Origin of the sequence: Thalassolituus oleivorans MIL-1, from assembly GCF_000355675.1 — a bacterium.
Taxonomy (GTDB): domain Bacteria; phylum Pseudomonadota; class Gammaproteobacteria; order Pseudomonadales; family Oceanobacteraceae; genus Thalassolituus; species Thalassolituus oleivorans.
Genome location: NC_020888.1, coordinates 19,627 through 33,510, shown reverse-complemented (window position 1 = coordinate 33,510; position 13,884 = coordinate 19,627). Strand labels below are relative to the sequence as shown.

The following is a 13,884-nucleotide window of genomic DNA, read 5'->3' as shown; positions in this document are numbered from 1 at the left end:
CGGCGAGGATTGTTCCACATTTAAGAACACAGAGTGCTGTCACCGTCGGGTTTTACATTCTTATTCAGTAATATAGGTAGGTCAAGCATGGCAGAAATCCCCACCACATTTGATGCCGCTGATATTGTAGTTGAAGATCGTAGCGTCCTATTCAAACGCTTCTTTGCTATTGAAAAAATTCGCCTCAAGCACAAAACCTTTGCCGGAGATTGGACGGAAAGCTTCGAACGTGAGTTATTCGAACGAGGCGAGGCAGTATGCGTACTACTGTTCGATCCTAAACGCGATTGCGTCGTGCTCACCGAGCAATTTCGGATAGGAGCGTTAGCCGATGAGCGTTCACCTTGGTTGTTAGAATTAGTGGCCGGTATGGTTGAAGAGGGTGAAAGCTACGAAGACGTGGCCGCGAGAGAAACAGAAGAAGAAGCTGGATGCCAGTTCACAAAATTACATCCTATATGTCGCTATTGGGTATCTCCGGGTGGCACCAGTGAAAGGGTTCAGCTTTACTGTGGAATTATCGACAGCAAGGATGTTGGCGGCATTCATGGCTTAGCGGAAGAAAACGAAGACATTCGTTTAACGACCCTATCGTTTGCTGATGCTTGGTCGGCTGTTGAAACTGGGATTATCAACAATGCTGCCACCATTATTGCGCTGCAATGGCTGAAGATACACCATGAACACATGACTAGACCTTAGCTGCCAACAAAACTGATTTGACGGGGTATAGACACTTAAAGGCTAAGAGATGCCTTACTTAGTTCGATTCATTCTGTCACTAGTAAGCGATTAAGGGATTCGATAGGCTGCTTGACCACCTGTAACAAAACAAGGTGTTCACAACATTGAAGGTAACGAGGATATCGTGATTCGTAAACGCTACGTGCCAGATCTACAAGAGTTAGCTGCCCTATGCGAAGCTAATTATGTGCGATTTTTAAAGCTTCTTCCTGATAGTGAAGAGGGTAGCGAACGCGTATTTGCCATTACCTATGATTCCGAAAACCGTGCGCAGGTGCGTATCCGGGTACAAGAGCAGCACCCTTACACCACTATGCTTGAAGTCATTCAAGAAGGGCTAAGCCCCGCTTGGATCCAACCACCCTCGATGCAAGTTCGCTTGTACCATGACGCCAGCATGGCGGAAGTGCTTAGCTATCAAAATCAGCATAGATTCGATGGTCGCTACCAGTATCCGAATCCACAAATGCGCCTACCTGACGAAAAAGTACAACTCAATCGCTTTCTTGCTGATTGGCTCGACCACTGCTTACGACATGGCCACGTTAACATTCCATTCTCGTTCACACCGACGTTTTAAACCCTCAGGTTCCTATATTTACGTGAGTTCATTGCTGAATTTGTGAACCGAGTCCGATACCCATAGTCTGAATCTTGTTACTATCGACGAATGATTCAAAGGGTATCTGGAGGATATCTTGCACACGCTAACGACAAACGGGCCGCTGCGGCTAATACAAATTACCGATACCCATTTGCTGGGTCCGGAGGACGGTCGCCTGCTCGGTATGCCCACGTCGCAAAGTTTGGATTGTGTGTTAAACAGCATTCGTAAACAGCACCCACAGTTTGACGCTTTTCTGGTTACCGGCGATCTCACGCAGGATGGCAGTGAGAAATCCTACCAACACCTACACGATGTCATGAGTACTTTTCAACGCCCTGCATTTTGGCTACGCGGTAATCATGACGAGCCGAGCGCAATGAGCAAAGTGGCGCAGGGAACCGAACACTTACAACGAGTGATTCGTAATGAACACTGGCAAATCATTATGCTCAACTCGCAAGTGGAAGGCGCCGTATTTGGCGAACTAGCGGGAGAAGAACTTGAGTTTCTAGATTACACACTCACTGAAGCACCAGACCTTCATACGCTTGTTTGTTTACACCATCACCCGGTATCAATGAATTGCGCGTGGATCGACCCGATTGGATTGCGCAACAGCCATGAATTCATGCAGCTACTTGGCCGCCACGATAACGTACGCGGTGTCGCTTGGGGTCACGTTCATCAGGCACTAGAAGGCGTGCAAGATGGTATTCGTCTAATGGCAACGCCCTCGACCTGCATCCAGTTTGAACCGAATTCAGATGACTTCGCCCTCGACGATCAAAATCCAGGCTATCGTTGGTTTGAATTACACGCCGATGGCAAGTTCGATACCGGCGTAGAGCGAGTAAAAGGCGTTCACTTTGAAGTAGATCATTCGCAAACCGGATACTAGTCCTTATGCCAGTTGTATCGATTGATGGCTTACCTGCACAAGTGGACCACTTCGGTTGTTTGTATTTGCATGGCTTTTTAAGCTCGCCAAAATCGCAAAAAGCTCAAGAGCTAAGCCGCTATTTCGACCAGCATCTCGATATTCATCAGCTCAGCATTCCCACGCTCCCTTTTGCTCCCGCGGATGCCATTGAGGTTGCCGCCAAGGCACTGGCCGAACTTCAGGCCAAATATGCTCGGGTATTCATCATTGGCAGCTCTTTGGGTGGTTTTTACGCCACGTGGTTGGCGCAACAAAATAATGTCCCTGCCGTTCTCGTTAACCCAGCAGTGCGGCCGTTCGAGCTATTTGAGCACTACCTTGGACCGCACACCCATTATTATTCGGGCGAAGTACATCAATTAACGACCGATCATCTCGATCAGCTGAGAAGATTAAATGTCGATACCGTTATGCATCCCGAGCGCTTACTGCTATTACTACAAACCGGTGATGAAACCCTCGACTATCGGCACGCAGCACAGCTTTACCGAGCAAGCCCAGCTTGGCTTGAAGGTGCAGGCTCTCATAGTTTCGAAGGTTTCATCGAACGACTACCGCAAATTTTTCACCATATAAGCCGCTGTTTACAACCCTGAATACCCTTAACCCGCCAGAATGGCACGTCATTCAACTGATCAATTGTGCAGAATCCTCGACACAAGCTGCACAAGTGGCGGGTCCTCGGTATACTCTGCGGAAAACAAGCACTATGGATTGCTGGCTGAGGTCTGAATGTCAAAGCAATACACCGCATCTTCCATTGAAGTATTAAGCGGCCTAGACCCGGTACGAAAACGTCCGGGCATGTACACAGATACCACCCGACCGAATCATCTAGCGCAAGAAGTTATCGACAACTCAGTCGATGAAGCGTTAGCCGGTCATGCCACCCTTATCGACGTCACCCTTCATGGTGATGGCTCGATGACGGTACTCGACGACGGTCGCGGCATGCCAACGGACATTCACCCTGAACATGGCGTTTCAGGTGTTGAGCTGATTCTTACGCAGCTTCATGCGGGTGGTAAGTTCTCAAACGACAACTATCAATTCTCCGGTGGTTTACACGGGGTTGGTGTGTCGGTCGTGAACGCGCTTTCACAGGTATTAGAAGTCACGATTTGGCGTGATGGCCAAGTGCAGCGCATCGGCTTTAAAGATGGCTACAAAGCCATGGAATTGCAGGTAGTTGATAGCTGTGCGAAAAAACGCACCGGCACCAGTGTGCGCTTTTTGGCCGATCCTAAATATTTCGATTCACCAAAATTCTCCGTCGCACGACTTAAGCACGTACTGCGCGCTAAAGCGGTGTTGTGCCCAGGTTTACGCATCAAGTTTACCGCGCCGAATGCCGAAGACAGTGCCGAGTGGTATTACGAAGATGGTTTACGCGACTATTTAGAAATCAGTTCAACCGGCTACGAAGTTTTACCATCAGCACCATTTACCGGTTCGATGATGGGCAACCACGAAGGCGTCGATTGGGCTGTACATTGGTTACCAGAAGGCGGCGAACTGCTGCAGGAAAGTTACGTTAACTTAATTCCTACCGCCCAAGGTGGTACGCACGTTAATGGCTTCCGTTCAGGCTTGCTCGACGCTTTGCGCGAATTTTGTGAATACCGCAACTTGCTACCGCGCGGTATCAAACTGACCCCTGACGATTTATGGGAACGCTGTTCTTATGTGTTATCGGCTAAACTAGCCGATCCACAATTCGCTGGCCAAACCAAAGAACGCTTATCATCACGCGAAGCATCGGCGTTTATCTCAGGTGTCGTTAAAGATGCCTTTGCTTTATGGCTGAATGAAAATACCGCCGAAGCCGAACGCTTAGCCGAAATGGCGATCAGCAGTGCACAAACGCGTTTGCGTAAATCGAAAAAAGTCGCGCGTAAAAAGATTACACAAGGCCCAGCACTGCCTGGCAAACTCGCTGACTGTAGCGGCCAAGATACCGAACGCAGTGAACTGTTTTTGGTGGAAGGGGATTCCGCTGGCGGCTCGGCGAAACAAGCTCGCGATCGCGAATTCCAAGCGATTATGGCTCTGCGCGGTAAAATCCTGAACACTTGGGAAGTCGACTCCACTGAGATTTTAGCCTCACAAGAAGTACACGATATAGCCGTGGCTTTGGGCATTGATCCCGGTACAGACGATCTGAGCGGTCTACGCTATAACAAGGTCTGTATTCTTGCCGATGCCGACTCCGACGGTTTGCACATTGCCACCCTGCTTTGTGCCTTATTCGTACGTCACTTCCGTAAGCTAGTATCCGATGGGCATGTTTATGTTGCCATGCCACCGCTATACCGAATCGACATCGGTAAAGACGTCTATTACGCCCTTGATGAAGGCGAAAAACAGGGCGTGCTAGATCGCATTGCAGCCGAAAATAAACGCGGCAAAATCAACGTTCAGCGCTTTAAAGGTTTGGGTGAAATGAACCCACTGCAGTTGCGCGAAACCACCATGGATCCGAATACTCGGCGCTTAGTTCAATTATCCATTGAACCCGGCGATGGTACTAACGAGCTGATGGATATGTTACTTGCCAAAAAACGAGCACCTGACCGCAAATCGTGGTTAGAAGCACGCGGCAATGAAATCGAGATTCTGTAAATCGTGCATTTACGTCGCTGGTTCGCCCCATTAGCTCTGCTACTGATCGTCTGGTCTTTATTTACCGGCGCATCAGTAGCCGACGGTGATCGAAATAACAGCTTACCCACCGATTTGTTGATTTTGCTATTTACCATAGTGATACTGGGTGCTTCTGTTGTGTTTTTTTATTGGCGCCAAATTCGTCGACGCCAAGACAGTGATCAGCGCTTAAAAGAACATACTGAGCTCATTCGTAATATCCTCGATTCGCAACCTGATATGGTGTACTACAAAGACACCGACGGCCGCTATCGGCTTTGTAATGAAAATTGCGCACGTTTTATTGGTCGCTCCGCCAACGAAATTTACGGCTTAACCGACGCCGATTTTTACGACAGCCCAACCGCAGCACTCGCCAGCCAAAGGGATAAGGAAACCATTGAGCGCGGCGCCCAGTGCATCCACGAGGAATGGCTGCACAATGCTGACGGTCGCCCGGTATTACTCGAAACACGTAAGTTGCCGTTATATTCGAAAGACGGTCAATGCACCGGCATTCTTGGCATGAGCCGCGACATTACGGAAAGTAAAAAAGCGCAGAAAAATCTAGAGCACATGGCACATCACGACGTGCTAACCGGCTTAGCAAACCGTATTTTATTAAACGAACAACTCGACTACGCCTTACAGTTAGCCAAACGCAGTAATAAAACAGTTGCCGTACTATTTATTGATCTGGATAAATTCAAAGAAATAAATGACTCCATCGGCCATGCCGTAGGCGATTTATTATTAAAAGATGTCGCTCACAGACTAACTAAAAATCTACGCGATACCGATATATGTGCGCGCTTAGGTGGCGATGAGTTTATCGTCGTGTTAACCCAGGTTGATGACGCTAGTACCATTAATGAAAAATGCGATCAGCTACTCAGTGTTATATCGCAACCCTACAGCTTACAAGGCCATCTGCTCAGTGTTTTTGCCAGCGCAGGCATCAGCGTAGCCCCACAGCATGGCGAAAGTGTTGATGCGCTTATTCGCAATGCCGATGTCGCGCTGCACAAAGCAAAAGAACTGGGCCGCAATCGCAGCTGGATGTATCAACCAGAATTAAGCCGCAACATGCACAGTCGCATGTCGCTCGAAAAAGACTTACGTGATGCCTTAGTGCAAAACGACTTCCGCTTGGTTTATCAACCTCAGTTCCGACAAAATGAATCGAACCCGCTACGAGTAGAAACCCTATTACGCTGGCCTCATCCATTGCGGGGACTCATTTCACCTCACGAATTCATCCCACTGGCGGAAACCAGCGGTTTAATTATGGAGTTAGGGTTATGGGTTTTACGCTCAGCATGCGAACAGTTCTTAGCGTGGCGTGACCAAGGATTAACCTTAGAGAAAATTGCCGTTAACGTCTCCGCCATTCAAATCAATGGTAGCTTTGCAGAAAGCGTGGCAAAAATATTAGATGATCTAAATTTCAATCCACAATGGTTGGAATTAGAAGTAACCGAATCGTTAATGATGTCGGGCATTACCGAAGTAACTCAACAGATCCATTTACTGCGCAATATGGGTGTGGAATTCTCGATTGATGATTTTGGTACAGGCTACTCTTCATTAAGCAAAATCAAGTCAATGCCGGTTAGCGTATTGAAAATTGACCAGTCATTTGTACGCGATATTAGCGATGAATCCAGCGACTACGAAATCGCCCGCGCAATTATTATGATGGCAAAGAGCTTAGGTCTATCAGTGGTTGCGGAAGGTGTAGAAAACCAGATTCAAGAAGATACATTACATCGCTTGGGTTGCGATTGGTTGCAAGGGTACTTCTATGGCAATCCATTGAGTGGTGAAGAATTTTTAACAAAATATAATACTAACCAATGACGTTCACTGTTTGGCATAAAAGAACAATGCGGCACGGTTGTGTTGCAATCAGGGTAGAGTCACAATCGGCTCAATAATAGGCCCGAATAAACTGAATCAAACGAAGCGATGAAAAGCGACCTATGACGGATCAGATCAGTTATACAGACGATGGCGTTGAACGCCAGACGCTCAAACATTATACCGAGAATGCGTATCTCAATTATTCGATGTACGTCATTCTTGATCGAGCGCTGCCGCACGTTGGTGACGGCTTAAAGCCAGTTCAGCGCCGTATCGTCTATGCTATGAGCGAGTTAGGCTTAAAGTCGACCGCTAAATACAAAAAATCGGCGCGTACCGTAGGTGACGTGTTGGGTAAATATCATCCCCACGGTGATAGCGCCTGTTATGAAGCTATGGTGCTTATGGCGCAGCCGTTCTCCTATCGTTATCCGCTAGTTGATGGCCAAGGTAACTGGGGGGCACCAGACGATCCGAAATCGTTCGCCGCCATGCGCTATACCGAGGCGAAATTAGCGAAGTATGCCGATGTGCTGCTATCTGAGCTGGGCCAAGGCACCGTTGAATGGCAGCCTAACTTCGACGGCACCATGGATGAGCCTGTTACGCTTCCAGCACGCCTACCAAATATTTTATTAAATGGTACAACCGGTATTGCCGTTGGTATGGCCACGGATATTCCGCCGCACAATGTGCGCGAGGTGGCCAGCGCTTGTATTCATTTGTTGGATGATCCGTCTGCGGATATCGATGCGTTGTGCGAGCATGTGATTGCTCCCGACTTCCCAACCGATGCCGAAATCGTTACGCCCCGTGCTGATTTGCGCAAAATGTACCGCGAAGGCAAAGGCAGCGTAAAAATGCGCGCAGTCTACTCAGTAGAAGATGGCGACATTGTGATTACCGCGCTACCGCATCAAGTATCTGGCGCAAAGATATTAGAACAAATCGCGGCACAGATGACGGCTAAAAAGCTGCCATTAGTTACCGATTTACGCGATGAATCCAACCACGAAAATCCAACTCGCCTAGTGATTATTCCTAAATCGAATCGTGTCGACACTGATGCGGTAATGGCACATTTATTTGCGACCACAGATTTAGAACGTAATTACCGCGTTAACATGAACGTGATTGGGTTAGACGGACGCCCGTCCGTTAAAAACCTGCTCACTATGTTAACCGAATGGTTAAGCTATCGTACCGAAACCGTACGGCGTCGCTTGCAATATCGGTTAGATAAAGTGCTGGCGCGTCTGCATATTTTACAAGGCTTATTAGTCGCCTTTTTAAATATCGACGAAGTGATTGAAATCATTCGTGCCGAAGATCAGCCTAAACCCGTGCTGATGGAACGCTTTGGTATTAGCGATATTCAAGCAGAAGCTATTCTTGAATTAAAATTACGTCACCTCGCCAAATTGGAAGAAATGAAAATTCGTGGCGAACAAGACGAATTAGAAAAAGAACGCGATTATCTAGAAAAAACACTCGGTTCAGAACGTCGCTTAAAAACCTTAATTAAAAAAGAAATCACCGCTGATGCCGAAACCTATGGCGACGAACGTCGTTCGCCTGTAGTTGTTCGTGGCGAAGCGAAAGCTTTCAGCGAAACTGAATTAGTATCGGCAGAAGCGGTCACCGTTGTACTCTCCGCGAAAGGTTGGGTACGTGCGGCGAAAGGCCATGATATCGATGCCGAAAATCTCAGCTATAAAGCGGGCGATAGCTTTATGATTGCAGCCCAAGGCAAGAGCAATCAGAACGCGATCTTCCTCGATAGCAGCGGTCGCTCATACAGCCTGCCAGCACACCAGCTGCCATCCGCACGCGGCCAAGGAGAGCCTCTCACTGGCAAGCTTAATCCACCGGCGGGCGCTAGCTTCCTAAAAGTACTGATGGGCAAAGACGAAGAACAATATTTACTGAGCACCGATGCCGGCTATGGTTTTATTGCCACCCTTGCCGACATGCAAAGTAAAAATAAGGCAGGTAAGACACTGATTACCATTCCTGATAATGCTCGTATTCTTGCGCCTGCGCGGTTAGCCGATCCTGAAAAATGCTGGATTGCCGCCATCAGCAACGAAGGGCGCATGCTGGTATTCCCAGCCGCGGACTTACCACAAATGGCGCGCGGTAAAGGTAATAAAATGATCAGCATTAACAGTGCCCGCGCCGCCAGCCGTGAAGAGTTAATGGTGAGTGCAGTCGCCTTCCATGAAAACGATACCTTGTTGGTATACGCCGGTAAGCGCCACTTAAAGTTGAAGTTTTCTGATCTGGAACATTATCAAGGCGAACGTGGACGCCGTGGTAATAAGCTACCTCGTGGTTTCCAAAACGTAGACTTAATGGAAGTGGTTAACGCTGGGGAATAAGCACCTAGCAAAAAAAGGGGCGTTACCTCACGGCAACGCCCCTTTTTTATCGACTGAAATCTGTTTACCAGCTAGAGACTTGATTCGTTTCGTCGCTGCCGCTTTCACCTTCAGCAATTTCTTCAGCGCTATTGGCATTAACATCCACAGGCATTGCATCTAGCTCGTCACGTACATCGTTAATAACGTTACGCACCATCTGCGGAACACTATCCCAATTATTAGTACCGTTAGACTCTATTTTTGACGACGCTAAACACGTAATGCTATGAGCCTCATTCGTCGATTGCTTATTGATTTTCTCACCAGCAAAAACATGAGCAATATCTTCATCCGTTAATTCGCTAAGTGAGCCAACATCACTAAATTTATTACCCGAAATCATTGCATGCTGGATACCGTTGTAATCACCGTTACTATCTTGGTCGGTTACCAACAATACGCCATTGAGATATTGATCATTTAATACTTCAAGCTCAATTTTATATGATTCGGAATATTGCACTTCACCACGCTTATCTTGGTAAGCACCTTGATCGAATAAACGTTCACCGCGTTGCACTAATTTCGTTGTTGCGTAATCAACATCGATGTTCATCCCGCACTCATGAAAACGAAAAATACCGTCGCCAATTTCTTCTAGCACGACCAATTGTTTGCTTTCGATACTGCTAGTAATACCGAACTCGGGGCTGGTATTCGTTTCGAGAAGCTTGGATGATATTAACCAAACACCCGCTGGAGATTTTAAAACAGGAGCGTTACTGGTAACCGAATTACTAGATTGCTCAGGAATGACCGCAGAATTGGCATCAGTCGACTCATTAGAGCAAGCCATGATTGCAGCCGTCATTATTCCTATGGTGAACAATCTCGAAATCAACATCTGTGCGCCCTCTTATTTGGTCATAATATTGGCGGTATTTTCAAAACGAAAGCCACTCTAACACTCGATTCATGACACCCAGACGACCACATGTACCCTTTTGTATAAAATGAGGCAGGCGTCACAGAATCTCTACCATAGGGTTTTCGATCTAGGCCAATTCGATACGAAATAGGCAAATTTCAAGATCAGAGAGGACAATACGGCTAACCGATTGGTCGCATTCTAACCTAAAGGCCAGACAAAATGACCGAAGAATATCTGTTTGTTTACGGCACCCTTCGCCCCGAGTGCCAGCAGCATAGTCAGCATTTACCGAAGGGCGGCAATATTGCCCACGACGCCTTACAACGATACGGCGAAGCCATGGGGCAAACTATTTGGCAAGCGCAGTTATTTGATTTAGGAAGGTACCCTGGTGCACAAGCCAGTACAGAGCCTACTGATCAAGTCATTGGCGAATTGTTTTGCCTAAAAAACCCGCAAGCTGCATTGGCTATTCTGGATGAGTATGAAGCTTGTAGGGCAGAAGATCCGCTCCCGCACGAATATGAACGCTGTGAAATTCAGGTGTATATGCGCCAACAAGGACCAAATCATGCCAATCAAGCCAAACTATGGCCTAATAAGGTCTGGGTTTACGAGTACCGCCTAAGTACTATTGGCCATCGTCGAATCCTAACAGGTGACTACACATCTGTTTATCCACCCATCGATAACAATAAGGTTTACTGATGAAACTGGTTAAAAGCCTAACAATACTACTAGTGATCGCTGTGATCGGAATATTTGCTAGCGTTCACTTTGCTCCGTTAAAGACAGCTACTTTTCTTGTCGAGTTTAAACGCGACATCGCCGGTCTTGAGCGCAAAACCATTTCCCTCGCCGATGGCAACCAATATGTTTACCTTGAAGGCGGCAAAGGTGAAACGCTGGTATTACTCCACGGATTTGGTGCCGATAAAGATAACTTTACCGAAGTTAGCCCTTACCTAACAGGTGACTTCCACGTTATTGCTCCCGACCACATTGGCTTTGGTGAATCCTCTAAGCCAACAGGTGCAGATTATAGCCCTATCGCTCAAGCGCAGCGTTTGCATGAATTGGTTGCGCGCCTCGGTTTAGAGCGCTTTCACTTAGGTGGAAGCTCAATGGGTGGCCACATAGCGATGACATACGCCACGCTATACCCGCATGAAGTTAAGAGCTTGTGGTTGCTCGATCCAGGCGGTGTTTGGTCAGCTCCGGAAGCCGAAATGCGCACTATCATTCGTAAAACTGGGGTCAATCCGTTAACAGCTAAAACCCCAGAAGAATTTCGTAAAGTATTCGATATCGTGATGAGCAAGCCCCCTTTCATCCCAGGCTTTGTACTGGATGAAATGGCGAAAAAACGCATCGCTAACTTCGATTTAGAACAAAATATTTTTGCCCAACTATCTGCAGACAATGTCGAAGAACGCGTCCGCGGCCTAACCACCCCTACCTTGCTAGTATGGGGCGCTGAAGATCGAGTACTCAACCCAGAAGCAGCGCCCATTCTGGAAGGACTTTTGACCAATGTTAAAACGATTATCATGCCCGGTATTGGTCACCTGCCTATGCTAGAAGCGCCAAAGCAAACAGCAACCGACTTAAAAGCATTTATTGCTGATTTGCCTGAATAAAACCAATAGGCGTTGAATTTAACAGCGCCCAGAAAAAAGCGGCCCTCTGCAAATAAACAGGGGCCGCTTTTTTTATACTTAAAAGGTCGAATTAATTAGCTTCAATACTCACATCTAAAGACATTTCACCGTCGTTCTCATCCGTACCGGACGCCGAAAAAGCCAGTTCATCATCACTCGTTGCGGTAATTTCAAACGCATAAGTCGCCGTGCTCTGACAGACATCATCACTCTCATCACACGTACCTTCGCCATAAATATCACTTTGACCGGAAATAATATCCTGCGAGAAGGTGTTGTCGTAAACCAAAGTTACGTTCAATCCGATTGTGCTCGCATCGCCAGAGAACGCTGCCTTCTCCCCCGTCAGCGTCATGATTTCAGCGTAATTGACAGCGGATATAGAGGTGTTGCTATTCACCACACCGGCACCAACCCCCTTCGAAGCACCAACACACGCTAACGAATCACTTAATTCTGCAAAGGTGGCGCTGGCGGAACCCACAGTAAAATCGACACCTATCGCGTATTCACTAGCGGCATCGGTGAACGAGGTGGCATCGCTAACCTTCACACCCACCATGCGCGTATTTTGCGCAATGCTGTACCCGTCCCCCGTCGCATCAGTCTGCAAGCTGCCAGACAAGCTGCGGTTGTTGGTTACTATCAGACTCCAATTGTAAGAGTCCTCAACCGAGCCACTTAATGTGCCATCAGCAAGCGTTAACGTGATATCGGTAAAATCCAATTGGTGGTCAATATTGCACGCCCACAAGCGGTACTCACCTTCGGTTTCTAATGCGCTCAGTAATACCAGTTGGCGACCTTGATAGTAGTTGGTGGTATCACTGCTATCGGTCACTTCATAATCAAACTTCGAACTGGTATTTATCAGCCATAAGCCTTCAGGGGTATCTGAACTTAATGCCGCATCCGCTGCCGGAAGATCTGCCCCCAATTCAGCTAAGGTTTGTTGCGCAAGTTGCGTGGTAGGGTCAACGTCGATCACGGTAGCGACATTGGTACTGCTACTGTTACCACTGCAGGCCGATACCAGTGCAGCAACGACCAAGCAATAGGCCGACTTTTTGAATTGGGAGTGCATCATGATTTCCTTTTGATATTCTTATTTAATCCTAGAAGGGGATCATAGCAGACGCAATTGCAGACCTAAGGGCAATTCGGGCCCATTACCAATACGATTATCCCCACTTACCTTGGCCTCCTAGCGTTCGCGCCGTTATAATCGCCCGCAGAAATTCATCCTCCTATCCTCACGGACTATCTCATGACCTCTAAAACCGTCGTTTCCGAACGCCTGTATGATGGCTACGCCCAATCCTTCACTGTGAGCGAACTGCTGTTTGAAGTGAAAACGGAACACCAACATCTGGAAATCTTCGAAACGCCGTTTCTAGGCCGCGTTATGCTGCTGGATGGAGTGGTACAAACCACCGAGAAAGACGAATTTATTTACCACGAAAGCATGGTCCATGTGCCTTTGTTTGCCCACCCAGCCCCTAAGCGTGTGCTAATTATTGGTGGCGGCGACGGCGGCATCTTGCGTGAAGTGTTGCGTCACAAAAACGTAGAACACGTAACCCAAGTTGAAATCGACGGCAGCGTCATCGACATGTGCAAAGAATACTTCCCGCGTCATTCTAATGGTGCCTTCGATGACCCGCGCGCCACTATCGTGATCGCCGATGGCAAAGAATTCGTCGCCAACTGCCAAGACAAATACGACGTCATCATCTCCGACTCCACCGACCCTATCGGCCCGGGCGAAGTGCTGTTTACCTCAGATTTCTATGCCGACGAAAAAACCTGTTTGAACGAAGGCGGCATCATGGTGGCACAAAACGGCGTGCCATTTATGCAAGGTCAGGAAATCACCAACACCTTCCAACGCCTAAGCAAACTGTACGTAGACAACAGCTTCTACGTTGCCCCCGTGCCAACCTATACCGGTGGTTTTATGACCTTAGCCTGGGCAACCGACGACGCATCATTGCGCAAGCAAAGCGTTGAACAGATTCAAGCGCGTTACGACGCCGCAGGGTTTAGCACACGTTATTACAACCCAGAGATTCATGTTGCGGCATTTGCATTGCCGAATTATGTGAAAGCTTTGATGGTGTGATTTTATGCTT

Annotated in this window: 12 protein-coding genes; 10 read left to right on the top strand and 2 right to left on the bottom strand. The window is 47.7% G+C overall.

Translation table 11 applies throughout. The annotated features are described in order from the left end of the window. The first annotated feature begins 87 nt into the window (after positions 1 to 87). From TOL_RS00160 to parC, 7 genes are all read left to right on the top strand, one after another. Positions 88 to 702, top strand: coding sequence for an NUDIX domain-containing protein (locus tag TOL_RS00160; RefSeq protein ID WP_015485226.1), 615 nt, complete (start codon positions 88 to 90; stop codon positions 700 to 702). A 166-nt stretch (positions 703 to 868) separates the two neighbouring features. After that, positions 869 to 1,324: a DUF1249 domain-containing protein gene (locus TOL_RS00155; protein ID WP_015485225.1), complete on the top strand. Its 456-nt coding sequence runs from the start codon at positions 869 to 871 to the stop codon at positions 1,322 to 1,324. 118 nt (positions 1,325 to 1,442) lie between these two features. Continuing rightward, positions 1,443 to 2,249, top strand: coding sequence for a 3',5'-cyclic-AMP phosphodiesterase (gene cpdA / locus TOL_RS00150; protein ID WP_015485224.1), 807 nt, complete (start codon positions 1,443 to 1,445; stop codon positions 2,247 to 2,249). A 5-nt stretch (positions 2,250 to 2,254) separates the two neighbouring features. Continuing rightward, the gene (locus TOL_RS00145) at positions 2,255 to 2,887 is read left to right on the top strand and encodes a YqiA/YcfP family alpha/beta fold hydrolase (RefSeq protein ID WP_015485223.1); all 633 of its coding nucleotides are present in this window, start codon (positions 2,255 to 2,257) and stop codon (positions 2,885 to 2,887) included. 136 nt (positions 2,888 to 3,023) lie between these two features. After that, the gene (gene parE / locus TOL_RS00140) at positions 3,024 to 4,913 is read left to right on the top strand and encodes a DNA topoisomerase IV subunit B (protein ID WP_015485222.1); all 1,890 of its coding nucleotides are present in this window, start codon (positions 3,024 to 3,026) and stop codon (positions 4,911 to 4,913) included. A gap of 3 nt (positions 4,914 to 4,916) precedes the next feature. Next, on the top strand, positions 4,917 to 6,794 hold the full coding sequence (locus tag TOL_RS00135) for a putative bifunctional diguanylate cyclase/phosphodiesterase (protein WP_015485221.1): 1,878 nt from the start codon (positions 4,917 to 4,919) through the stop codon (positions 6,792 to 6,794). A gap of 122 nt (positions 6,795 to 6,916) precedes the next feature. Continuing rightward, positions 6,917 to 9,178 carry a DNA topoisomerase IV subunit A gene (parC, locus tag TOL_RS00130; RefSeq protein WP_015485220.1) on the top strand — a complete coding sequence of 754 codons (2,262 nt, stop codon included), beginning with the start codon at positions 6,917 to 6,919 and terminating at the stop codon, positions 9,176 to 9,178. A 64-nt stretch (positions 9,179 to 9,242) separates the two neighbouring features. On the opposite strand, the gene TOL_RS00125 is transcribed toward parC, so the two are convergent. Then, the gene (locus TOL_RS00125; protein ID WP_015485219.1) at positions 9,243 to 10,064 is read right to left on the bottom strand and encodes a hypothetical protein; all 822 of its coding nucleotides are present in this window, start codon (positions 10,062 to 10,064) and stop codon (positions 9,243 to 9,245) included. Positions 10,065 to 10,310: 246 nt separating this feature from the next. On the opposite strand from TOL_RS00125, the gene TOL_RS00120 reads away from it, so the two are divergent. Further along, positions 10,311 to 10,799, top strand: a complete 489-nt coding sequence (locus tag TOL_RS00120; RefSeq protein ID WP_015485218.1) for a gamma-glutamylcyclotransferase family protein — start codon at positions 10,311 to 10,313, stop codon at positions 10,797 to 10,799. Further along, entirely contained in the window at positions 10,799 to 11,731 is a 933-nt protein-coding gene (locus TOL_RS00115) for an alpha/beta fold hydrolase (RefSeq protein ID WP_015485217.1), read from the top strand. The genes TOL_RS00120 and TOL_RS00115 overlap by 1 nt, the downstream gene beginning before the upstream one ends. A gap of 91 nt (positions 11,732 to 11,822) precedes the next feature. On the opposite strand, the gene TOL_RS00110 is transcribed toward TOL_RS00115, so the two are convergent. Next, on the bottom strand, positions 11,823 to 12,839 hold the full coding sequence (locus TOL_RS00110) for a hypothetical protein (RefSeq protein WP_144055311.1): 1,017 nt from the start codon (positions 12,837 to 12,839) through the stop codon (positions 11,823 to 11,825). A gap of 180 nt (positions 12,840 to 13,019) precedes the next feature. Here TOL_RS00110 and speE point away from each other — a divergent pair, with 180 nt between their 5' ends. Next, positions 13,020 to 13,874: a polyamine aminopropyltransferase gene (speE, locus tag TOL_RS00105; RefSeq protein ID WP_015485215.1), complete on the top strand. Its 855-nt coding sequence runs from the start codon at positions 13,020 to 13,022 to the stop codon at positions 13,872 to 13,874. Positions 13,875 to 13,884 lie beyond the last annotated feature (10 nt).

Excerpts from the sequence above, each read along its gene's own strand:
- speE (WP_015485215.1), top strand. The coding sequence starts at position 13,020 with ATGACCTCTAAAACCGTCGTTTCCGAACGCCTGTATGATGGCTACGCC.
- TOL_RS00115 (WP_015485217.1), top strand. The coding sequence starts at position 10,799 with ATGAAACTGGTTAAAAGCCTAACAATACTACTAGTGATCGCTGTGATC.
- TOL_RS00125 (WP_015485219.1), bottom strand. The coding sequence starts at position 10,064 with ATGTTGATTTCGAGATTGTTCACCATAGGAATAATGACGGCTGCAATC.
- parE (WP_015485222.1), top strand. The coding sequence starts at position 3,024 with ATGTCAAAGCAATACACCGCATCTTCCATTGAAGTATTAAGCGGCCTA.
- parC (WP_015485220.1), top strand. The coding sequence starts at position 6,917 with ATGACGGATCAGATCAGTTATACAGACGATGGCGTTGAACGCCAGACG.
- TOL_RS00120 (WP_015485218.1), top strand. The coding sequence starts at position 10,311 with ATGACCGAAGAATATCTGTTTGTTTACGGCACCCTTCGCCCCGAGTGC.
- TOL_RS00145 (WP_015485223.1), top strand. The coding sequence starts at position 2,255 with ATGCCAGTTGTATCGATTGATGGCTTACCTGCACAAGTGGACCACTTC.
- TOL_RS00110 (WP_144055311.1), bottom strand. The coding sequence starts at position 12,839 with ATGATGCACTCCCAATTCAAAAAGTCGGCCTATTGCTTGGTCGTTGCT.
- TOL_RS00160 (WP_015485226.1), top strand. The coding sequence starts at position 88 with ATGGCAGAAATCCCCACCACATTTGATGCCGCTGATATTGTAGTTGAA.